The following is a 22,198-nucleotide window of genomic DNA, read 5'->3' on the forward strand; positions in this document are numbered from 1 at the left end:
GCTCCTGCTGATTATGAAGAGCCGCCAGTTAAGCAACGCCAGATAAATGGAAAATGTCAGGGTCCGTTCATATTTGTCATATTGGTCCGCCTGCGCGCTCCTATACTCGGCCCATCGTTGCAATGATGATGAGGTCGTGGGATGCAGCGCAGTTATCCGTGGCAGGCCGGGGCGCGAGGCCGCCTGTTACTGTTCAATCTGCTGGTGGTGCTGGTCACGCTGATGGTGAGCGTGGTGGCGATCTTTGGCTTTCGTCATGCTGGCGCTATTCAGGAACAGGCCCAGGCGCAGACGCTGGCCGACATGAACGGCAGCCTGGCGCTGGCGCGCGATACCGCCAACGTGGCCACTGCGGCGGTGCGGCTGTCGCAGGTGGTCGGGGCGCTGGAGTACCAGAGCGAATCACAACGCCTGAAACAGAATCAGCAGGCGCTGCAGCATTCGCTGACGCTGCTGGCCAGTGCGCCGCTGGCAGCGCGCCAGCCGGAACGCATCGCCCGCATCCGCGCCCGCAGCCTGATGCTGGAGCAGTCAATTAACCAGTTACTGCTGACCGGCCATCAGCGCCACCTGCAGCGTAACAACATGCTGAGCGACCTGTGGCAGGCGCAGCTGTTGCTCAGCCATATCGACCAGCTGGTGCGGCGTGAACAGCAGACCCAACCGGACGCCGCGCTGCGCCAGCAGACCGAGCGGCTGATCGGAATCGCCATTCGTACCCCCTCGCCCGTTGCGGTGATCGATCAGTTACAGCAGGTGATGCTGCAGTGGCGCGCGGTGCCGTTGCAGGGCGTCACCGGCGAGAAAGTGCAGCGCCTGCTGGCGACTCAGCAGCGCCTGCTGCCGCTGGCCGATGCGCTGGAACAGAGCGATCTGGCGATTGCCTACGCCACCTATCGCATCAAAGCACTGGTGGCAATGCTCAATGAGGACATCAGTGCCTCAGTGCAGCAGGTGGCGTTGCAGAGTGAGGCGCGGACACTCGCCACCCACCGCGAGCTGGATTCGATAATCGGCTTTATTACGCTGTTTGCGCTGCTGGCGCTGGCGATCACCGGTTACGCCGGCATCTATATCTACCGCAATCTCGGTTCCAGCCTGACGGCGATTGCCGGGGCGATGACCCGGCTGGCGCAGGGTGAACAAAACGTCAGCGTGCCGGGGCTGCAACGGCGGGATGAGCTGGGCGAGCTGGCGCGCGCCTTCAACGTCTTCGCCCGCAATACCGCCTCGCTGGCCCACACTTCACGGCTGCTGAAAGAGAAGAGCAACCAGCTGGAATCGACTTTTCTGGCGATGCGCGACGGGTTTGCGCTGTTTGATAATGACGGTCAGCTGGTGGTGTGGAATGCACAATATGCCGAGCTGCTGGGCATCCCGCCACGTGAACTGCACCGGGGCGTGCCGTGGCAGCAGCTGCTGCAACCGCTGGCGGTTGATCTGCATGGACCCGGTGAACCGCAGGAGATCCGGCTGGCGGATGGGCGGACGCTGGAACTGCGCTTCAGCCCGATCCCCCGACGCGGCATGGTCAATACGGTGCTGGAACGCACCACCCGCAAAGCGCTGGAAGAAGCGCTGCTGCACAGCCAGAAGATGAAAGCGGTCGGTCAGCTGACCGGCGGCCTGGCGCACGACTTTAATAATCTGCTGGCGGTGATCATCGGCAGCCTGGCGCTGACCGAAGGCCAGCTGACGCCTGGCCCCCTCGCCAGCCGGATTGAGCGGGCGCGCCAGGCGGCCGATCGCGCTGCCCAGCTGACTCAGCGTTTGCTGGCCTTCTCACGCAAACAGGCGCTGTTTCCACGCGCGGTCTCGGTGGTGACGCTGGTGGATAATCTGCAGGGGCTGTTGCAGCACTCGCTGCTGCCCGGTCAGCAACTGGTGATTGATGCGCAGCGTCCCGGCTGGCCCGCCTGGATCGATGCCAGCCAGCTGGAAAACGCGCTGATGAATCTGGTGGTCAACGCCCGGGATGCGATGCAGCAGCAGAGCGGAGAAATCCGCATCCGCATCTGGAATCAGCGGCGGCTGGAGCAGGATGAAAAACGTGACCGCGTCACAATCGAGGTAATTGACCACGGTTGCGGCATGTCGGCCGCGGTGCGCGAGCAGGTATTTGAGCCGTTCTTCACCACCAAAGCCACCGGCAGTGGCAGCGGGCTGGGGCTGTCGATGGTGTATGGCTTTGTCCGCCAGTCCGGCGGTCAGATTGAACTGGAGACGGCTCCGGAACAGGGAACCACGGTGCGGCTGCTGTTGCCGCGCGCGCCCGAGATGGCGGCCACCGCCCCGCTCCCGCAGGTCCAGCCAACCCCACCCAACGCGGCCAACGATCGGCTGGTGCTGGTGCTGGATGATGAACCGGCGGTGCGCCAGACGCTGTGTGAGCATCTGCACCAGCTAGGCTACCTGACGCTGGAGTGCGGCGACGGCGAACAGGCGCTGGCGCTGCTGCGTCAGACGCCCGATATCGATCTGCTGATCAGCGATCTGATGCTGCCGGGCGAGATCAACGGCGCTGAGGTGATCCGCCAGGCGCAGCAAAACTGGCCGCAGCTGGCGACCCTGTTGATCAGTGGTCAGGACCTGCGCCACCAGCCGGTCACCTTACCGCTGTGCGAACGGCTGGCGAAGCCCTGGCAGCAGGCGCAGCTGGTGCAGGCGCTGCAGCGCGCCTGGCAGCGCAGCGAACGGCTTAATCGCGCCCAGCAGGCTGCCACAGCGGCACCGGGGTCCCGCTGATGTAGCGCTTACGCAGACGACTGGAGAGCGCATCCATCGCCATCACCACCACCACCAGAATCAGCGTCAGGAACATCACCACGTCCCAGTTCCACAGCCGCATGTTCTCGGCATACACCAGGCCGACGCCACCGGCACCGACAAAGCCCAGCACCGCCGCTGAGCGGGTATTGGACTCAATCTGATAGAGGCTGAGCGCCAGAAACTGCGGGAACGACTGGGTAAAGATGCCGAAACGGTGCTTCTGCAGGCTGTTGGCACCGACGGCCCCCAAGCCGCGGCTCGGCGAGCGCTCAACCGATTCGTGCCCTTCAGCATACAGTTTGCCCAGCAACCCGACATCCTGCAGGATAATCGCCAGAACCCCGGCCAGTGGCCCCATGCCGACCGCCCGGACGAAAATCAGCCCCCAGATCGCCATATCGATGCCGCGCAGCAGGTCAAACAGCCGACGCATCAGAATGGCAACCGGTCGGGTTGCCCGGCTGTGCATCACGTTACGCGCCGCCAGAAATGACAGCGGCAGCGCCAGCAGCGTGGCGGTCAGGGTGCCGGCAAACACGATGCCCAGCGTAATCCCGACCTGCGAGAAGTAATAGCCAAACGGCCAGTTGGCAAAATCCTGCCAGACAAACATCCGCAGAAAGTAGCGCCCCAGCTGCTGACAGCCGTTCAGCAGGCGCGACCACTCAATGCCATAGACCGAAAAGAAGAACAGATAGTAGAGCAGCACCGCCAGCGCCAGCAGCCCAAGGCGGCGCAGATAGCGCGGTTGCGCGGCAAACAGCGCGCGGTGCTGCGCTTTGAGATGCGTAATATCCGCTACGACGCTGATCATGCGGTTTCTCCCACGACGCGACGGCGCAACTGGCCGGAGAGCGTATCCAGCAGCGACACCACAATCAGGATCAGCAGCAAGGTGATGCTCACCTGGTCATAGCGATCAAGTTTGATATTGGTCATCAGCTCCTGGCCGATGCCGCCCGCGCCCACCAGCCCGAGGATGGTTGAGGAGCGGAAGTTGATCTCCAGCCGCATAAAGCTGTAGGAGAGAAAGATCGGTTTCACCTGCGGCCAGAAGGCGAAGCGCATCCGCTGCAGGGTGGTGGCACCACAGGCCGCCAGGCCGCGCACCGGCTTATCAGACGCCGATTCAATCGCCTCGTAAAACAGTTTGGTCAGGCTACCTATCGTGTGCAGCGCCAGCGCCAGAAAGCCGGGGATTGCGCCGATGCCAAACGCCATCACGAACATCACCGCCCACGCCAGCTCCGGCATGGTGCGCAGAAAGGCGACAAAGGCGCGGATCGCCAGTCGCAGGCTGGCGGGGGTGCGGGTATTGTCCGCAGCAAAAAAGGCCAGCACCGCCGCCAGCGCCACCGCCAGCAGGGTGGAGGCCAGCGCCAGCTGCAGCGTTTCCCAGATCAGCGGCAGCTGGATCGGCAGACGGTAGCCCCAGTAAGCCAGCGACCCTTCGGTTTTGCCATCCGCGAACAGCAGCGGCAGATGCAGCACCGGCATAATTTCATGCAGATAGTCGAAGAAGTGAGGCAGCGACTGCCAGACGGTCAGCAGATTGAATTCCGCCACGTTGCCCGCCGCCAGATAAAGGGCGACCAGCAGCAGTGACCAGAGCAGCGTGTCGCGCTTCTGCTGGCGTCGGATGCGTTGGTAATAACGTTCGAATTCGGTCAAGAGGGGATCTCCGGAGCTGAAGCAGCGGGACGCCGGCGGGTTTGCCGCGTCCCCCTTCCCCGGATAGCCAGGGAAGGAGGTGATGAGATTGCCGTCGCAGCGTTAGCCGCGGCTGCCTTTCATCAGGTCGCGCTTCATATCAATGATGTTCTGATAATCTGCCACGGTGGCATTACCGATATGCTGCTCACCGCCGACCGCTTTGACGAAACAGGCGTGATCTTCTTTATCCAGCTTCTTAATCGCCGCCACCACTTTGGCTTTAAAATCCGCCGGCAGTTTGTTGCTGACCAGCACCGGACCGTTGGGGATCAGCGGCGACTGCCAGATAATACGGATCTGCTTCATCAGATCCGGATGGTCCATACGGATCAGCCGGACAAATGCGCCAGAGGTATAGCCGCTGTTATAATCACCGACCAGTGAGGTCCAGGTCACTGCGCCGTCGAACTGGTTATTCAGCACGCCGAGAATGTCCTGCTCATGACCGCCGGAGAAGGTCACGCTGGAGAAGAAATTGTTGTATTTATCGTCTACCGTGCCGCCAAACTGTTTCTTAAACGCCTGGTTCGGCATCAGAAAGCCGGAGGTCGAATCGGGATCGGCCATACCAAACGATTTGCCTTTCAGGTCTTCCAGTTTTTTATACGGGCTGTCAGCTTTGACGATCACTACCGAGTGATAGCCGCGTGACTGATCTTTGTCATCCACCACAATGCCGACCACATCGACCGCTTTCGGGTCCTGCAGGTAAACCGAGGCAAACGAGGCCGGTGACATGCTCAGCACCATATCAATTTTGCCGCCCAGCAATCCCTGGATCACCCCGGAGTAGTCAGAGGCGTTACGCATCTGCGTATCCACGCCCAGCTCTTTATCAAAGAAGGTCTTCACACACTGGTTATCACCAATCTGCTGGGTGGCGTTTTGTCCGCCCATAATACCGAGGTTAAGTTGTTTCGGCGCATCCGCTGCGTTAACACCAAAAGCCATTACACCCGTCAGTAGCGCTAAAGAAGTCAGTTTCATTCGAGGTTGTTCTCTTGCCGTGGAAGTTAGTGGATCTGATTAAGTTCATCGCCGTACAACTGATGCAGCAGGCTGTCGGTAAGCTGCGACGGATGGCCATCGAACAGCACCACCCCGCGCTGAATACCAATCACCCGAGTGCAGTAACTTTTTACCAGTTCGATTGAGTGCAGGTTCACCATCACGCTGATGCCCTGCTCGCTCACCTGACGCAGCACATCCATGATGCGTTTGGTGTTTTTCGGGTCGAGTGACGCCACCGGCTCATCGGCCAGCAGGATTTTGGGGTTCTGCATCAGCGCCCGGCAGATCGCCACGCGCTGCATCTGACCGCCCGACAGGTTTTCCGCCCGTTGCAGCGCCTGCGGCAGCATGTTCATCCACTGCAGCAGTTCAATTGCGTGGGCGCGGTCGTGGTCAGAAAAAATTTTAAACAACGATTTCAGCGTACTGGTCTGGCTCAGCCGGCCCAGCAGCACGTTGGTCAGCACATCGAGACGCGGCACCAGACAGAAATCCTGAAAGATCATGCCGCACTGACTGCGCCACTCCCGCAGCTGGCGGCTGCTGAGTGCGACCACGTTGCGGTCCACTTCGCCCTGATGCAGGCTGATAATCGCGCCGGAGCTGGCGGCAATGGTGCCGTTGAGCATGTGCAGCAGGGTCGATTTTCCTGCGCCGGAACGGCCAATCACCGCCACCAGTTCCCCGGCGTGCAGATCGAAGCTGACCTTATCCAGCACCTTGCTGTCGCCGTACGCTTTGCTCAGACTCTGCACCGACAACACTTTTTGTCCGCCGAGACTGGCCGGTGGCAGGTCGTTATCGACCACCGTTTTCAGAAGTGCCTGTGCCATATTGTTCTCCGTCCTCACTGATTACGTTCTGCCGGTTATTAAGGCGTGGCGGCATGAAGGCGGCATGACAGCCAGATGATCAAACTGTGACAGGCCAGCCGGAACCCGATGACAGGATCAGACCATCGCGCGCCGGCTGAACCGCCTCTGGCAGCGGGTGATCGGCTAACCAGTTGTCCATCTCGTGGCTGAGGTGGGTTAGCCAGGCCTGACGCGGCTGAAGCCGGTCTATAATCGCCAGCGCCAGGTTGAGATCGTTGTGATTGCGCGGCGCGGTCTGCGGCGGATCGTTACAGTCGATCACCAGCCGATCGAGCGGCTGACCACGCAGAAAATCTTCGGTATCGGGCGGCAGGCCACAGGTGTCGCACAGCCAGGCCAGCCAGCTACCCTGCCAGTCGAACAGGTAGCCATGGGTCAGTCGTGAATGCTGCAACGGCAGCGGCGTGACCCGCAGTTCACCAAACGACTGGGCGACAAACGGGGTTAATGAGGGCCGGAAATCGAGCAGGCCAGGATGCTTAAACAGGTCATCGCTGCCGCGGGTGTCGGGCGGCCCCCACACCGGAATAGAGGCACCTTTACCCCAGCGCAGCGCAAACAGCCCCTGCACGTGATCCATATGGTAGTGCGTCAGCAGAATGCGGGTCAGCTCACCGGGCTGGAAACGCGTGGCCAGCAGCGGCAGACCGGCGTCGAGCAGAATCCGCTCGTTGCCCGCCTCTATCAGCGCACTGCACGGCGCACGATGATAACGCCGGTCCTGCTGCGCGCGCTGACAGGCACGGCAGTCACAGCCAAACAGTGGCGCGGCGGTGACGCCACCGGTGCCGAGAAAAGTGAGTTTCATTGATGTGCCTCCGGTCGCTGAAGTCGATGCCGGACTGTCGCCGCGCTACCGGAAAAAGTGAGTTTCATTGATACGCCTCCAGCAGCTGTCGAAGTTGCTGTACCGTGCGGTCCAGCGCCCCGTCATTATTGAGCAGCAGACACCCATCCGGCTGGGGCTGGGCAGCACGCGCCAGCCGCCGGGCGATCTCCGCGTCATCTTCCCGTCCCCGCTGACGCAGCCGCGCCGCCAGCACCGACGGCGTCACCTGCAGACAGAGCGGCAGCAGCTGCGGCCCGAATCGCGCCTGTGCCTGCGCCAGATGCAGCCGCGATCCGTTAACCACCACGTTCTGACCGCGCTGCAGCCAGCTCTCCACTTCAGTGCCGATGCCGTAATAAAACCCGTGCGCCTGCCAGCTGACCGCGAACAGCCCCAGCGCGGCGCGCCGGGCGAACTCCGCCTCGCTCAGCGCCACATGGTTTTCACCACCGGCATCGGCGGCGCGGGTGATGTAGCGATGGGCAATCAGCAGCCGTGCCGGCGGGGCAGCGCGCAGCGCATTCAGCAGACTATCCTTGCCCGATCCGGACGGCCCGATTAACCAGATAAGGCGCGCCATTAATAGACCTGCCGGCCTTTGCTCCAGACGTGGCGCACGTGCGGGTGACCGTGGGCGGTATGCGCCAGCACCAGATCGGCGCGGCAGCCTTCCGCAATCACACCGCGATCTTCCAGCCCCAGCGCCCGCGCCGGATTACAGGTCACCAGCGCGATAGCCTGCGCCATGCCAAGGCTGTTGCGCTCATCCGCCGCCAGCCGGAACGCCGCATCCAGCAGGCTGGCCGGGTAGTAATCTGACGACAGGATATTCAGCAACCCGTGTGACGCCAGCTCCCAGGCGGCGACGTTGCCGGAGTGCGAGCCGCCGCGCACGATGTTTGGCGCGCCCATCAGCACCTGCATATTGCGATAACGCGAGGCGCGGGCCGCCTCCAGCGTGGTCGGGAACTCGGCGATACGGCTGCCCGCCGCATGTGACTCCTCAACGTGCGCCGCGGTGGCATCGTCGTGGCTGGCGATGGCGATGCCATGCTCACGGCACAGCGCAGCAATCGCCTGGCGGTTAGGCTGAGACCAGGCAGCCGCCAGCGTGAGCTGGTCATGCTCGAACAGGTTCATCTCCCGATCGTTGAGCTGATATTTGCCCTGATAGTATTCGCGATATTTTTCCAGCGAGGCGTACTGACGCTGCCCCGGTGAGTGATCCATCAGCGAAACCAGCGCCAGTTCCGGCGTCCCCATCAGCGCCTCAAACAGCGGCACGGTGGTCGGATGCGGCAACTCACAGCGCAGGTGCAGCAGATGCTCGGCGCGATTCAGCCCTTTACGGTTGCTGTCGCGGATGGCGTCGATCATCTTGCTGAGATTCTCCAGCCGGTGGCCGCCGTCGCGCACGTCTCCGACGCCAATCGCATCCAGCACGGTGGTAATCCCGCTGGAAACCATCAGCGCATCGTGGCTGCTCATCGCCGAATGGGCCGGCCAGTCCACTTTGGGCCGGGGAGTGAAAAACTTGTCGAGGTTATCGGTGTGCAGCTCCACCAGCCCCGGCAGCAGCCAGGCACCCTCGCCGTCCAGCGCGCCCGGTTGCTGACTGGCGGTTTCGCTGAAGCTGCTGATGCGGTCGTCACGGAACTCCAGCGATCCGGCGACCACCTCGTTTTCCAGCACCAGTCGGACGTTATTAATGATCATGCTTGTGCTCCTGTGGCGATCGATTGCATCAGGTGCAGCCGATCGGCCACCCGGTCGCGCACCGCTTCATCGTGGAAAATGCCGACAATGGCGGCACCGCGGGCGCGCGCCTGTTCAATCAGTCCGACCACCGCGTCACGGTTAACACTGTCGAGTGAGGCAGTCGGTTCATCCAGCAGCAGCACCGGATAGTCGGCGATAAAGCCGCGCGCGATGTTAACCCGCTGCTGCTCACCGCCGGAAAAGGTCGACGGGGCCAGCGACCAGAGACGCTCCGGCACGTTAAGCCGGCTCAGCAGCTCACGGGCGCGCTTTTCACAGAAGGCGCGCTCGACGCCGCGCTCCAGCAGCGGCTGCATCACAATCTCCAGCGTCGGCACCCGCGGAATAACCCGCAGGAACTGGCTGACCCAGCCGACCGTATCCCGCCGGATGGCGATGATCTGCCGCGCCGTCGCCTGCGCCATATCGATCAATTCGCCCTGATGCTGCAGCCGGATATGGCCGCTGTTGGGCTGATAGTTGCCGTACAGCGCCCGCAGCAGAGTCGATTTACCGCTGCCGGAGTGGCCCTGCAGCACCACACATTCGCCCTGACTGACCGTCAGGCTGGCGTTCTGCAATACCGGCAGCGCAGCGCCGTTCTGGTTATGCAGCACAAAGGTTTTACACAGATTCTCAACCTGCAACATGGGGGTGTGAGTCATCATTTAATTGAGCACCGAAGAGACCAGCAATTGCGTGTAAGGATGATGGGGATCGTCAAGCACCCGGTCGGTTAATCCGCTCTCCACCACCCGCCCCTGCTTCATCACCAGCAGCCGGTGCGCCAGCAGTCGCGCTACTCCGAGATCGTGGGTGACAATCACCACCGCCAGATTGAGTTCCCGCACCAGCGTGCGTAGCAGATCCAACAGTCGCGCCTGTACCGACACATCCAGCCCGCCGGTTGGCTCATCCATAAACATCAGGCGCGGCTGGGTCACCAGGTTACGGGCGATCTGCAGACGCTGCTGCATCCCGCCGGAAAAAGTGGTCGGCAGATCGTCGATACGGTTAGCGGCAATCTCTACCGCCTGCAGCCAGCGGCTGGCTTCGGCGCGGATATCGCCATAGTGGCGCTGGCCGACCGCCATCAGCCGTTCGCCGATATTGCCGCCGGCGCTGACCTGTGGCCGCAATCCGTCCAGCGGATGCTGATGCACCACGCCCCATTCGGTGCGCAGCAGACGACGGCGATCGCTTTCACTCATCTGATAGAGGTTGCGTCCCTGATAAAGAATGCTGCCCTGCTGCGGCGTCAGACGCGCCGACAGGCTGTGCAGCAGTGTGGTTTTGCCGGAGCCGGACTCGCCGACAATGCCCAGCACTTCGCCCGGATAAAGATCGAAACTGACCTGTTCGAACCCTTTGCCCGGCGCATAAAGATGGGTGAGCTGGCTGACCGCAAGCAGCGGCTGATCACTGTGCATGTTGCTGTTCCTGCTGCTGATGGCAAAAGTCGGTGTCGGAGCAGACAAACATCCGCGTTCCCTGATCGTCCATCACCACCTCATCGAGATAGCTGTGACGCGAGCCGCACAGCGCACAGGGTTCTTCCCACTGCTGAACGGTGAACGGATGGTCATCGAAGTCGAGACTTTCCACTTTGGTATAGGGCGGTAAGGCGTAAATGCGCTTTTCGCGGCCGGCACCGAACAGTTGCAGGGCCGGTATCATGTGCATTTTCGGGTTATCGAATTTGGGGATCGGCGATGGGTCCATCACATAGCGATCGTTGACCCTGACCGGATAGGCATAGGTGGTGGCAATATGGCCGTAGCGGGCAATATCTTCATACAGTTTCACCTGCATGATGCCGTACTCCTCCAGCGCGTGCATGGTCCGGGTTTCGGTTTCACGCGGCTCAATAAAGCGCAGCGGCTCCGGGATCGGCACCTGGAAGATCAGAATCTGGTCCTCTTCCAGCGGCGTTTCCGGAATGCGATGCCGGGTCTGGATCAGCGTGGCATCGGCGGTGCGTTCGGTGGTCGCCGCCCCGCTGACCCGCTGAAAGAAGCGACGAATCGACACTGCATTGGTGGTGTCATCCGCGCCCTGATCGATCACCTTCAGCACATCCTGATCGCCAATCACGCTGGCGGTGAGCTGAATGCCGCCGGTGCCCCAGCCGTAAGGCATCGGCATTTCCCGTCCGGCAAACGGCACCTGATAGCCAGGGATCGCCACCGCTTTGAGGATCGCGCGGCGGATGGTGCGTTTGGTTTGCTCATCCAGATAGCCGTTGTTATAACCGTGGAGTTCAGCCATGGTTGCGCTCCTGATGATCCTGTCGCAGCCGTTTCAGCAGTTCCAGCTCGGCCTGGAAATCGACGTAGTGCGGCAGTTTAAGGTGGGAAACGAAGCCCGCCGCTTCGACGTTATCGGCGTGCGACAGCACAAACTCTTCATCCTGCGCCGGGCTGGTGATGCGTTCCTGCTGCTCACCGCTCTGCAGCGCCCGGTCAACCAGCGCCATCGCCATCGCTTTACGTTCGGCGCGACCAAACACCAGACCGTAACCGCGGGTGAAATGCGGCGCGCTGTCGTCACGGTGGGCGAAGCCGTTGACCATTTCACACTCGGTCAGCAGCAGTTCACCGATCTCCAGTTCAAACCCCAGCTCTTCCGGGCAGATGCTGACGCTGAGATAGCCGGTACGGATCTCACCGGCAAACGGGTGGGTGCGACCATAGCCGCGCTGGGTTGAATAACCGAGCGCCAGCAAAAACCCCTCATCACCGCGCACCAGCTGCTGTAATCGGGCGGCGCGTGAGGCGGGAAAGCTCATCGGCTCGCGGGTGATATCGGTCGGTTCGCTGCCGTCGTCTTCTTCGCGCATCGCCAGCCCTTCGTCGCTCATCATGCTGAACATGTGCGGACACTGAGCATCCAGCGCCCGATCGTCGCGTGGCGATGCCGGCGTGTCACCGTTGGCCAGCAGCGTAAAGTCGAGCAGACGGTGGCTGTAGTCATAGGTCGGTCCCAGCACCTGGCCGCCCGGCAGATCTTTGTAAACCGCCGAGATACGCCGCTCGATACGCATCGATCCGGTCGCCAGCGGTTGGCTCTCCGCCAGTCGTGGCAGCGTGGTGCGATAGGCGCGCAGCAGGAAGATCGCCTCCACCAGATCGCCGCTGGCCTGTTTGATCGCCAGCGCCGCCAGTTCCGGATCGTAAATTCCACCTTCAGTCATCACCCGATCGACCGCCAGACCGAGCTGCTGTGCCACCTGATCGCAGCCCAGTTCGGCGACATCCCGATCGCCGCGCCGCAGATCGGCCTGCAGCTGATGGGCGTGGGCAATCGCCTTTTCGCCCCCTTTCACCGCAACGTACATCAGCACACCTCCACAAGCGTGGTGCGCGGTACCGCCATCATCGCTTCGCCACAGGTAAAAATCAGATCGACGCCCTGCGGGAACGGATGAGGCCGGCTGCGCAGATAGGCCAGCACGCTTTCCGGCAGCTGAGGCGCAATGGCGCGGGTTTCACGCAGGCCCGGTCCGGAGAGGCGCAGCGTCAGGCCGCCATTCAGCGACGGCACTTCAATAATCAGGGTGGTGCTCTTTTCCGGCGCAAGATTGTCACCGGCGGCAAAATGGGCCGGATCGGGATGTGAGCTGGCGTGACTGAGCGCGAAAGGCGCATCCTGTTGCGCAGTAATCGGCGCACCAGTATGGAAGCGCAGGTTATTGCGCAGCTGTTCGTTGTCGATCTGCGCATCCAGCCAGACCGGGCTTTCCTGATCGACCAGCGTCAGCAGCAACGCGGTGGCGGCAGGCGACAGTGCGCCCCAGCCCTGTTGCAGCGGCAGCGACACCATTACGCCTGGTTCGCTCATCGCCTTAAGGATGCGACGAAATGCGCGCTGTGCATCCGCCACCGGATGGTTAAAACTTGCCAGTAAAGTCATCAGTTATCTCCGCGTACCAGCGTAAAGAAGTCCACTTTGCTGCTGGCAATTTCACGCGCGCGCAGCTGACGCTGCTCATCACGCCATGCCGCCAGCGGGGTAATAATTTTCTCTTCCAGCAGCGTCCGGGTTTCCGGCTGCTGTAACAGGGCATCGAGTAAGGCGCAGCGCTCGGCATGGGCTTTGTCACGTCCGAGGATGTAGCTGTAGCCCAGCGTGCCGTCGCTGAGCTGCACCACCGCGCGCGTCACCGTCGCATCCCCCATCACAAAGCGTTTACCGGTCGCGCCCATCCGCGCCTGCAGCCGGGTCAGGCCGATCTCTGCCGGACGAATCAGGGTGAACGCTGGCTGGAGGTTAAGCGCCTGCCAGTGCGCGTTAAGCTGTGCCGCGCTGCTATGTGCCAGCACTGAAAGCCAGCGCTGGCGGGCCGTTTGCTGTTCCATTAATGCTCCAGTGTCAGTTCAATCATGTCGCCGCGCGTCAGGCTGACCGAGTATTCGGCCATCGCACCGTCACGGGTTTTATTCAGCGTCCGCACGCAGAGCAGCGGCGAATGCAGCGCGATTTCCAGCTGCTTACACTCTTTCGCCTGCGCCCGCCGGGTGCTGATGCGGGTCTGGGTGCGCACCAGCTGTTTGCCGGTGTGCTTATCGAGGTAATCGTGCAGCGAACCGCTGTTAAAATGCTGCAACTGCGGCCACCAGCTGAGATCGGCGAGGAAGTGGTTGATGACACACAACGGCACGCCGTTGGCACGCCGCAGGGTGCGCAGGTGAATGACGTTGTCGCCCTCTTTGACGCCCAGCGCGCTGGCGACGTCCTGGCTGGCCGGACGCAACACCGCCAGCAGCCGCTCGCTGGTCGGGTGGCTGCCCTGCTCCATCAGGTTCTGGCTAAAACGCGCCTGAGCGTGCAGCGGATAGTCATAAGGCCGCATCAGCACCAGAATGCCGACGCCATGACGGCGTTGCAGCAGCCCTTTGTTCACCAGTTCATCCACCGCCCGGCGTAAGGTGTGGCGGTTAACTTCATAGTGATCGGCCAGTTGTTGCTCGGAGGGAAGATAGTCGCCACAGCGGTAGCGTTGCTGTAGCGCCTGTTCGAGTTGTGCAGCGACGGCCTGATAGACAGTGGTCGGATGTCTGGATAACTCCATCACGATGAAATCCTCACGGGTTACAGAGTGGGGACGCAGCGAAAAGTCACTGCGGGATGGCATTACCTTGACCGGATCAGATGACAGAACCGTGACGGGGGAGTGAAGGAGAGGTGAATTTGGGTGATGTGGGGCACATCAAAAAACCCATCACCCATAAGCCTGACTGGATTAAATCCCCTCAAGCCATCTTTCCTTTCTGTCACACCTGCTCCTGTTCCTGCTTCCCTCACCTTCACCGCAAAAAACCATCGCCGGCTTCACTGTGCGTGAAGGTTTGTGTGGAAGACCCGTTACCGTCTGCTAGTTTTTAAGCTGTAATCCTGCTGCAGAGAAAAAATAAAAATGATAAACAGCCTTAAACTTTCTGGTGATTTTCGCCGTAGTTTTCTGCGTGAAGTGCTGGTGCCGCTGGTGGCGATTCTGCTGCTGACCTTTGGCGGCGCGGGCACGGCGCTGTACATTGGCACCTCCCTGACCAACGCCGAGGCCCGGCAACAGCAGCAGCGGATGATTGAAGCCTCATTCACCCAGAGCCTGAACGAACATCTGCGTCAGCTGCGTAGTCTGTCGCGCTGGCAGCCGCTTCAGCAGCATCTGCTGGATCAGGACGTGGCCTCAGGCTGGCTGGATGAGAACATTGGCAACTGGCTGTTTGAGATGTTCGGCCATCAGCTGATCCTGGTAATGGATCAGCAAAATCAGATCGTCAGGGTTTGGCGTGACGGTCAGCCGGTCTCGCCACAGCAGCAAGCCACGCAGATCGACGATATCCTGCTAAGCCCGCTGATCCGCAATCAGGGCCGCGAGGATAAGGTCGACTATGCCCGGATCGCTGGCCGGACTGCCGCACTGGCGGTCGGTAATATTCAGCGCGACAGTGACGCCCTGCCGCGTTTCCGGCTGGTCAGCCTGAAATTTCTCGACGATGGCTATCTGGCCAGCCTGGCCGAGCGCAACCAGCTGGAGGGACTGCACTTCTCAGACGGGAATCCGCAGCCCGGAACCGAGGCGCGCTACCTGCTGATCGCGCAATCCGGTGATGCGGTCGGCTACCTCAACTGGGTGCCAGCCCGCCCCGGCGCGCAGATGCTCCGCACTATCGGCCCGTCAACCGGTCTGGCGGTGCTGGCGATCTCCCTGCTCTGCCTGTATATGGTGCGCCGTCTCTGGACCTCGTCGATCAATCTGTCGCAGTCGATGCTGAAGCTGGGCGCGTCTGAGGCGCAGGCGCAGCATCTGGCATTTCACGATGTGCTGACCGGTCTGCCCAATCGTGCGCTGGTAGAAGATCGTCTGACTCAGGCACTGGCGCTGGCCACGCGTCACGATCAGCGGGTGGCGCTGCTGCTGATCGATCTGGATCGTTTTAAAGCGATCAACGATACCCATGGCCATCATGCCGGTGACGAGCTGATCATTGCCGTGGCGCAGCGCCTGAGCCGGATGGTGCGCGCCAGCGATACCGTCGGGCGGATCGGCGGCGATGAGTTTATCGTGGTGATGCCAGAAGTAGAGACGCTTTCTCAGGCGCAGGGGTTGGCGCAGCGCATCATCGACCAGCTCAGCCAGCCGTTTACGCTGTTTGGCAGTGAGGTCTGGAGCGGTGCCAGCATCGGTCTGGCGCTGGCCCCCAAAGATGGCGTTGATCGGCTGGAATTAATGCGCAAAGCGGACATTGCGCTGTACGAAGCCAAAAGCGGCGGACGCGGCAAATATCGACAGTTTGAACGGGCGATGGATGAGTCGGTGCGCACCCGCCAGACCATCGCCGCCGATTTGCGCAGTGCGCTGCAAAACCAGCAGGGGCTGGAAGTCTGGTACCAGCCGCTGATGGACATTGGCGGCCAGCAGATGGTCGGCGTTGAGGCGCTGCTGCGCTGGCATCATCCAACCCGTGGGCTGATTGCTCCCGGCGAATTTATTGCCATTGCCGAAGAGACCGGGCTGATTATTCCGCTCGGAGAGTGGGTGCTGGCGGAAGCCTGCGCCACCCAGCAGCGTTTTCCTGGCCTGATGGTGGCGGTCAACGTCTCGCCGGTGCAGTTTCGTGCCACCGGCTTTGTTGAACGGATGACTGAAATTGTCCGGCAGCACGGCGGCGATCCGATGTGGATTGAGCTGGAGATCACCGAAGGAGTGTTGATCGAAGATGAGCAAGAGGCGCGCGCCATTATTGTCGCGCTACGCGAGGCGGGTTTCCGCATCGCGCTGGATGATTTTGGTACCGGCTACTCCAGCCTGAACTATCTCAGCCACTTCCCGGTCGATAAGATCAAAATTGACCGCTCGTTTACGCAGTCGCTGGGCGTAGCGGATAATTCGGTCGCCATTATTGAGTCAGTGGTTAAGCTGGGACATGCGATGGGCCTGATGGTGACCGCCGAAGGCGTTGAGACGCCAGGCCAGATGTCAGCGCTGGCAGATGCGGGCTGTAATCAGCTACAGGGTTATCTGTTCAGTCACGCGGTTCCGGTCGATCAGCTTGCCAGTCTGGTTGAGGCCAGCCCACAGCGCGATGCGCGGCAGAGCTGACCGACTGCGGGCCGCTGTGGGTTATCCACCGAGGCTATCCAGCAAGGCAGCCGAACTGGCAACCGCGCCAAAAATCCCGCCCTGCATCTGGATCATGCTGAGCGCCGCCTCATGATGTCGCCGCTCGGTGGCGGCGCAGCAGTCGGATAACACCAGGCATTCAAATCCGCGATCGTTAGCTTCACGCAGCGTGGTATGCACGCAAACATCAGTGGTGATGCCGCTGAGGATCAGATTGCGGATATTGCGGCTGCGCAGGATCAACTCCAGATCGGTGGCGTAAAACGAGCCTTTGCCCGGTTTATCAATCACCACCTCGCCCGGTAGCGGCGCCAGCTCCGGGATAATCTCCCAGCCGGGTTCGCCGCGTACCAGAATACGGCCGCACGGCCCGACATCACCGATGCCCGCTTTCATCCGTCGCGATCGCCAGTGCTTATTGGCCGGCAAGTCGCTGAGGTCCGGCCGATGCCCTTCACGGGTGTGAATAATCGGAAACTGCCGGGCACGCATCGCCGCCAGCACCTGCTGCAACGGCGCAATCGGGGCACGGGTCAGCGCCACATCGTAGCCCATGGTATCGACGTAGCCGCCGACGCCGCAGAAGTCAGTTTGCATATCAATCACCACCAGCGCGGTGTCGGCCGGGCTGAAGCCGCCGTCAAACGGCCAGGCGTAGGGCACAGAGTTGACGCTGTAATCAGGCATTTTTATTCTCCATCACCGGCTGCGGCGCACGCCCCCGGCTAATCAGGCTGTAACTGAGCGCGGCGGTTACCAGGCCAATCACCGCTTCACCAAATTGCGGAAAGGCCAGATGGGCGATAACCGCACACAGGCTGCCGATCGCCCAGGCTGCAAAGGCGGTGGCGCGAAAACGCTGCGCTGGCCGCTGCTCACTGATTTTCGCCATAAAAATCAGATCAACAATCATCACTGCGCCAAATGGCGGCACCACAATGCCCAGCAGGCTGAGCCATTCAAGGAAGTAAGACCAGACGCCAGCCAGCGCCAGCACCCCGCCGATCGCCCCCAGAATCAGCGTCCAGAGGCGCATTTTACTGCTGAACAGATGGCTGAAGCCGACTGCGCCGTTATACAGGCAGTGGGTGCAGACCGAGCCGAGGTTGATAAACACGAACAGGCAGGCCACTACCGATAAAAAGGCGCTGTGTCCCATCAGCATCGGCAGAAAGTTGCCGCCGTTGGTCAGCGGATCGACCGCCGCGCCGACCGCGACGATCACCACGCCAAACAGATAGGAGATGACATTCGCCACCGGAAAGGCTGAGAATGCGGCGATCACCGCCGAACGGCCATTTTTCGTCCAGCGGGTAAAGTCGGCGGTCATGGTGCCGGAGTCGGCAAAGCCAGCTACCACCATGGTGACGGCGGTGCCCATACTCATCGCGCCTGCCGCGCTGGCGCTGCCCTGCCAGTGGGTAACGGTAGTGAAGTCATGCTGCTGGCCAATCAGCCAGAGCGCCACCCCGCCCAGTACCACAAACAGCGGCGCGGCGATCATCCCCAGTACCGACAGCGCTCGCACGCCGAGAAAGGTAATGGCGGTATAAAGCACCATGGCAAAGGCGGTAACCGCCAGCGCATTCCAGCCAAAGGTCTGATTAATTACCGTGCCGGTCAGCCCGGTCTGGAACGCGTACCAGCCAATCACCACGGTCGAAAGAAAGCCGGAGACCAGAATGTAACCTTTACTGCCAAAGGTGCGGCGCGCCTGTAAGGCAAAGTTCATCCCGCTGTTACCGGCGTACCAGCTCAGCGCGCCGACGTAGGCGAACAGCACCAGATTACCGAGCAGAATGGCGATCAGCGCCGGCCAGAAGCCCAGGTGCCAGGTGATGATGCCGCCGAACAGCGCATTGGTCAGGATCATCGGAAAGCCGAACCACACCGCCGAGACGGAACGGGTGGAGTGACGGTGCGTTAGCGGCACCGGCTGATGTTCAAATTCCTGTTCTAACGCAGGTGCAGAGGCGTTTTTCATTGGGCGATTCCAGGCTGGAGGTGGTTCCACGGCTGAATGCGCTCGAAAGCCGCACTGGCAGCCAGCACTAAAGCATCATCAAGATGCCGTCCGACAATTTGCAGTCCCACCGGCAGGCCGCTGGCGGTGAAACCGGCCGGCAGCGAAGCCGCTGGCTGGCCGGTGAAGTTGAACGGGAAGCAGAACGACAGCCAGTGATCGCTGCGCACCATGCGGCCATCGATGATTTCCGGCCCCTGCATACCGAGCGCGAACGGCGGCACCGCCAGCGTCGGGGTGATCAGCAGATCGTAGCGCTGCATAAAACGCCACAGGCTATTGCTGACCGCTTTGCGGGTGGCGATGGCGTCGGTAAAGGTTTCGGCCCGCCAGTCGCGCTGCAGCATGGCGACCAGGTGCGGCGACATCCGATCGCCCTGCTGTTCCATCAGCCTGCGCATCCCACTGAGATCGCTTTCCATCGCCACCAGCGCACCAAATGCCGCCGAGGGATCGCTGAAACCAGGGTCGGCCAGCTCCAGCTCCGCGCCGATTTCCGCTGCAAAACGCTGCGCGGCGGCACTGACCACGGCGCGGACCTCAGGATCGACCGCCACGTAGCCAAAATCGGCGCTAAAGGCGATGCGCAGTTTTTCGACCGGCTGATTGGGCGCGCCCAGCCAGTCAACGTCGCTACAGGGAATCGAGTGGCGGTCGCGCATATCCGGGCCAGCCATCAGCGACATCATCAAGGCGGCGTCGCGTACCGTGCGCGTCATCGGGCCAATGTGCTCCAGCGATTCCCAGCTCGAGACGCCCGGATAACGTTCATCGCGACAGCCGGGCCACAGCGGGACGCGTCCCATTGAGGCTTTGAAGCCATAAATGCCGCAGTGAGCCGCCGGAATGCGCACCGAGCCGCCGCCATCACTGCCAAGGGCGATCGGACAGAGTCGCGCCGCCACTGCCGCGCCCGATCCGGCACTGGAGCCGCCGGGTGTCTTCGTCAGATCCCACGGATTGCGGGGCGACGGGAACAGAGGATTGTGTCCGACGCCGCTATAACCAAACTCCGGCGCGGTGGTTTTGCCCAGCAGAATGGCATCGCCTGCCAGCAGTCGCTCGACCGTAATGTCGTCGTCGTCAGGAATGAAATTCTGATAGGCCGCCGAGCCGGAGGTGGTGCGTACGCTGGCGGTGCAGATCAAATCCTTTACCGCCAGCGGCACGCCTGCCAGCGCACCCAGCGTTTCACCGCGTGCCCTGCGGGCATCCAGCGCTTTTGCCTGTGCCAGCGCCCGATCCGGCGTCGGCGTACAAAACGCCTGAATGTCAGGCTCCCGCCGCGCCATACGCGCCAGCGCGGCCTGAGTCAGTTCGCTGGCCGAAACGTCACCGCTGCGGATCATCGCCGCCAGGGTGGTCGCATCTTCATCTAATAAGGAGTCAAACATGGTCTACCTCGCCAGTAACATCGCTGATGAGTAAGTGCAGGAAGCGTGCCAGAAAGCGGTGAACGGACCGGTCTGAAACGGGGATGCCAGACGGGATACGGACTGGGATACAAGATCGAATTCTTATGATGGCCTGAGACCACTAACGGATGCGGGGGCGGATTTTTTCAGCACGGCGATAGCGCACGGATGCGCGATAACGGGGCGCATTGCTGAGATGAAGTGCGGCAAGGGTCGCAAAATAAGGTCGATGCGCAGCAACAGCGACTATCACTCTGGAATGGATAACCCTAATTTTCATATGGGTGTTTGACGAGTCCGGGCAGCTACTGAAAAATCGCGGCTTAAGGATTTACAGGCTGCATGCAGGGATGATAAGTGCGCATAGACGAAGAGGTTTTTCTCGAACACTACGACATCAGGCGAAAAAGATTCATTTACGACCGGCGGGTTCATCACAGCTACGTGTTTGTTGCCGGTAATAAGTCTTACACTGTTATCGCTGCCAACCTGATTGATGAACATATCTTTAGCCGTATCGGATACCGGATGCCACAAGGCATCTCCTTTCCGGTTAACGGCCTGGCTGAGGTCTGTTTTGACGTGTTCGATGGTCTGGAGTGCCTGGGTGATTTTCGCCACATTAGCCTTGCCGGATTGGGCAGTGCTGTCGTTTTAAAGAACGTAGTACTGGCGTTAATTGCACACTATGAAAGCTGCTGTATTGGCGGTTTTGTTTTCCAGGCCGCGTCCGGAGAGATCGTTGACCGCAATCGTCCGACACCCCTGGAGGAGATTTACGATGCCATGCTTGGGTTAAAAAATGAACTACGCTACAATCGCCGGACAGGGTTGCCGAAGAAAGCACCGCAACCTTTAATCCCGGAATTTTTCCAGGCTTATAAAATAGTGACTACAGGGAGAGCTTGTTATGTCGTATTACGGTAAACACGATGATACCACCGCTTTGGATCCGACTGAGGTCGGGAACCGGGAGTTAAAGGCACTGTTGATTGCTGAGTGGATGGCCAGACCCGATCTGCCCGCCATTAAAGCCCAGTTAGCTCAGGCGAAAAAACGCTCCTCCTCTGCCCTGGTGCGCCGCAAGTTGCAAGAGCTGCAGGTGCGCGAAACGCAGGAAATTTAGGCTCGCGCTTCGCGGTGAAAGGCCCGTTATCCGGGCCTTTCTGTTTTACCGGCTTCGGATTCAATTCCACATTCTGACGACTTCCCGCCATCCGCAGTACAGTCACCTACTCAGGAAAATCGGTATCCACCGACGTCTGTTTCCACGCTTCAATCTGCGCCAGACGTTCTTTGAGCTTGCTGGTGACCGCCTCATAGCCCCATGCGCCCATTACCAGATGACGTGGCGGATTATCATGTTCGGTAATCGCAATCATCGCCTGAGCGGCACGGGCTGGATCGCCTTTCTGGGTGCCGCTGTATTCGGCGGTGGCTTTCATCCGGGCGGCAGCGGTATCAGCATATTCCGGCAAGGTGCTCGGAGTCTGATGCAGCGAGCGGCCAGCCCAGTCGGTGCGGAATGGGCCTGGCTCGACGCAGGTGACGTGAATACCCAGCGGACCCGCTTCCTGTGCCAGCGAGTCGGACCAGCCTTCCACCGCATGCTTGCTGGCCGAGTAGTAACCGGAGCTGGCAAAGCCGATAAAGCCCGCCACTGAGGTGATGTTAATGATGTGCCCGCTGCGCGCCTTGCGCATCGCTGGCAGCACTGCCCGGGTCAGGGCAAACAGACCGAATACGTTGGCATCGAACTGAGCGCGGATCTCCTGCTCCTCACCCTCTTCCACCGAACTCTGGTAGCCATAACCGGCATTATTCACCAGAACATCAATGGTGCCGAACGCATTCAGCGCTGCCTGCACCGCCTGATCGATGCTGGATTGCTGAGTGACATCCAGCGCCACCGCCAGCGCATTGTCATGCCCTTCAACCAGATCGGCGACTTTCGCGGTGTCACGTGCCGTGACCACCACCCGGAAACCGCGCGCGATAGTCTGCTGCGCCAGTTCGCGACCAAAACCGGTAGAGCATCCCGAAATAAACCAGACAGGGCTTGTATCAGTAGCCATGGTAAGACTCCCGTTAGTTATGCTGAAGAAGGGGGAATACCCGGACGCGAGTGCGCCCGGGGAGAAAAGCGTAAGGGTAGCGGCGCAACATGGCCCGGCTTAA

General features: G+C 60.9%; 22 protein-coding genes. 4 read left to right on the forward strand and 18 right to left on the reverse strand.

Annotation, left to right across the window (positions count from 1 at the left end; genetic code table 11):
- Positions 1–141: 141 nt before the first annotated feature.
- Complete coding sequence (locus AC6I8I_RS11605; protein ID WP_312056674.1) at positions 142–2,745, forward strand: ATP-binding protein; 2,604 nt, start codon at positions 142–144, stop codon at positions 2,743–2,745.
- On the opposite strand, the gene phnE (AC6I8I_RS11610) is transcribed toward AC6I8I_RS11605, so the two are convergent.
- The 14 genes from phnE (AC6I8I_RS11610) to phnF form a co-directional block, all read right to left on the reverse strand.
- Entirely contained in the window at positions 2,699–3,583 is an 885-nt protein-coding gene (phnE, locus tag AC6I8I_RS11610; protein WP_312056673.1) for a phosphonate ABC transporter, permease protein PhnE, read from the reverse strand. The two genes, AC6I8I_RS11605 and phnE (AC6I8I_RS11610), sit on opposite strands and share 47 nt — an antisense overlap.
- Positions 3,580–4,440 (reverse strand): phosphonate ABC transporter, permease protein PhnE, encoded by an 861-nt coding sequence (gene phnE / locus AC6I8I_RS11615; RefSeq protein ID WP_312056671.1) that lies wholly within the window; start codon positions 4,438–4,440, stop codon positions 3,580–3,582. Before phnE (AC6I8I_RS11615) ends, phnE (AC6I8I_RS11610) begins: the two co-directional genes overlap by 4 nt.
- A gap of 102 nt (positions 4,441–4,542) precedes the next feature.
- Entirely contained in the window at positions 4,543–5,469 is a 927-nt protein-coding gene (gene phnD / locus AC6I8I_RS11620) for a phosphonate ABC transporter substrate-binding protein (protein ID WP_312056669.1), read from the reverse strand.
- Positions 5,470–5,495: 26 nt separating this feature from the next.
- Entirely contained in the window at positions 5,496–6,326 is an 831-nt protein-coding gene (gene phnC, locus AC6I8I_RS11625) for a phosphonate ABC transporter ATP-binding protein (RefSeq protein WP_497820271.1), read from the reverse strand.
- Positions 6,327–6,405: 79 nt separating this feature from the next.
- A complete protein-coding gene (gene phnP, locus AC6I8I_RS11630; protein WP_497827864.1) occupies positions 6,406–7,176 on the reverse strand; it encodes a phosphonate metabolism protein PhnP in 771 nt (256 codons plus the stop codon).
- Between the two features lie 64 nt (positions 7,177–7,240).
- Positions 7,241–7,777 carry a ribose 1,5-bisphosphokinase gene (gene phnN / locus AC6I8I_RS11635; RefSeq protein ID WP_312056664.1) on the reverse strand — a complete coding sequence of 179 codons (537 nt, stop codon included), beginning with the start codon at positions 7,775–7,777 and terminating at the stop codon, positions 7,241–7,243.
- A complete protein-coding gene (gene phnM, locus AC6I8I_RS11640; protein ID WP_312760708.1) occupies positions 7,777–8,913 on the reverse strand; it encodes an alpha-D-ribose 1-methylphosphonate 5-triphosphate diphosphatase in 1,137 nt (378 codons plus the stop codon). Before phnM ends, phnN begins: the two co-directional genes overlap by 1 nt.
- A complete protein-coding gene (gene phnL, locus AC6I8I_RS11645; RefSeq protein ID WP_497827865.1) occupies positions 8,910–9,623 on the reverse strand; it encodes a phosphonate C-P lyase system protein PhnL in 714 nt (237 codons plus the stop codon). The genes phnM and phnL overlap by 4 nt, the downstream gene beginning before the upstream one ends.
- The gene (gene phnK, locus AC6I8I_RS11650) at positions 9,624–10,385 is read right to left on the reverse strand and encodes a phosphonate C-P lyase system protein PhnK (protein ID WP_497820274.1); all 762 of its coding nucleotides are present in this window, start codon (positions 10,383–10,385) and stop codon (positions 9,624–9,626) included. It abuts the gene before it with no gap.
- The gene (locus AC6I8I_RS11655) at positions 10,375–11,223 is read right to left on the reverse strand and encodes an alpha-D-ribose 1-methylphosphonate 5-phosphate C-P-lyase PhnJ (RefSeq protein WP_497827866.1); all 849 of its coding nucleotides are present in this window, start codon (positions 11,221–11,223) and stop codon (positions 10,375–10,377) included. Before AC6I8I_RS11655 ends, phnK begins: the two co-directional genes overlap by 11 nt.
- Positions 11,216–12,292, reverse strand: a complete 1,077-nt coding sequence (locus tag AC6I8I_RS11660) for a carbon-phosphorus lyase complex subunit (RefSeq protein ID WP_497820276.1) — start codon at positions 12,290–12,292, stop codon at positions 11,216–11,218. Before AC6I8I_RS11660 ends, AC6I8I_RS11655 begins: the two co-directional genes overlap by 8 nt.
- Positions 12,292–12,867 (reverse strand): phosphonate C-P lyase system protein PhnH, encoded by a 576-nt coding sequence (gene phnH / locus AC6I8I_RS11665; RefSeq protein WP_031377906.1) that lies wholly within the window; start codon positions 12,865–12,867, stop codon positions 12,292–12,294. The genes AC6I8I_RS11660 and phnH overlap by 1 nt, the downstream gene beginning before the upstream one ends.
- Entirely contained in the window at positions 12,867–13,313 is a 447-nt protein-coding gene (phnG, locus tag AC6I8I_RS11670) for a phosphonate C-P lyase system protein PhnG (protein WP_031377905.1), read from the reverse strand. Before phnG ends, phnH begins: the two co-directional genes overlap by 1 nt.
- On the reverse strand, positions 13,313–14,026 hold the full coding sequence (gene phnF / locus AC6I8I_RS11675) for a phosphonate metabolism transcriptional regulator PhnF (protein WP_159223972.1): 714 nt from the start codon (positions 14,024–14,026) through the stop codon (positions 13,313–13,315). The genes phnG and phnF overlap by 1 nt, the downstream gene beginning before the upstream one ends.
- Positions 14,027–14,371: 345 nt before the next feature.
- Here phnF and AC6I8I_RS11680 point away from each other — a divergent pair, with 345 nt between their 5' ends.
- The gene (locus tag AC6I8I_RS11680; RefSeq protein WP_497827867.1) at positions 14,372–16,561 is read left to right on the forward strand and encodes a putative bifunctional diguanylate cyclase/phosphodiesterase; all 2,190 of its coding nucleotides are present in this window, start codon (positions 14,372–14,374) and stop codon (positions 16,559–16,561) included.
- A gap of 21 nt (positions 16,562–16,582) precedes the next feature.
- On the opposite strand, the gene biuH is transcribed toward AC6I8I_RS11680, so the two are convergent.
- From biuH to AC6I8I_RS11695, 3 genes are read right to left on the reverse strand one after another with little or no spacing between them, the layout of a single operon-like run.
- Positions 16,583–17,269, reverse strand: coding sequence for a biuret amidohydrolase (gene biuH / locus AC6I8I_RS11685; RefSeq protein ID WP_312056657.1), 687 nt, complete (start codon positions 17,267–17,269; stop codon positions 16,583–16,585).
- Positions 17,262–18,566 carry a purine-cytosine permease family protein gene (locus tag AC6I8I_RS11690; protein ID WP_497827868.1) on the reverse strand — a complete coding sequence of 435 codons (1,305 nt, stop codon included), beginning with the start codon at positions 18,564–18,566 and terminating at the stop codon, positions 17,262–17,264. Before AC6I8I_RS11690 ends, biuH begins: the two co-directional genes overlap by 8 nt.
- A complete protein-coding gene (locus AC6I8I_RS11695; protein WP_497827869.1) occupies positions 18,563–19,999 on the reverse strand; it encodes an amidase in 1,437 nt (478 codons plus the stop codon). The genes AC6I8I_RS11690 and AC6I8I_RS11695 overlap by 4 nt, the downstream gene beginning before the upstream one ends.
- Positions 20,000–20,377: 378 nt before the next feature.
- Here AC6I8I_RS11695 and AC6I8I_RS11700 point away from each other — a divergent pair, with 378 nt between their 5' ends.
- Positions 20,378–20,947, forward strand: coding sequence for a hypothetical protein (locus AC6I8I_RS11700; protein ID WP_497827870.1), 570 nt, complete (start codon positions 20,378–20,380; stop codon positions 20,945–20,947).
- Positions 20,931–21,146, forward strand: a complete 216-nt coding sequence (locus AC6I8I_RS11705; RefSeq protein WP_312056653.1) for a hypothetical protein — start codon at positions 20,931–20,933, stop codon at positions 21,144–21,146. Before AC6I8I_RS11700 ends, AC6I8I_RS11705 begins: the two co-directional genes overlap by 17 nt.
- A 106-nt stretch (positions 21,147–21,252) precedes the next feature.
- On the opposite strand, the gene AC6I8I_RS11710 is transcribed toward AC6I8I_RS11705, so the two are convergent.
- A complete protein-coding gene (locus AC6I8I_RS11710; RefSeq protein WP_089562004.1) occupies positions 21,253–22,095 on the reverse strand; it encodes an oxidoreductase in 843 nt (280 codons plus the stop codon).
- Between the last annotated feature and the right edge of the window lie 103 nt (positions 22,096–22,198).

It is taken from the genome of Pantoea sp. X-Soil-YNGN-775, from assembly GCF_059730575.1.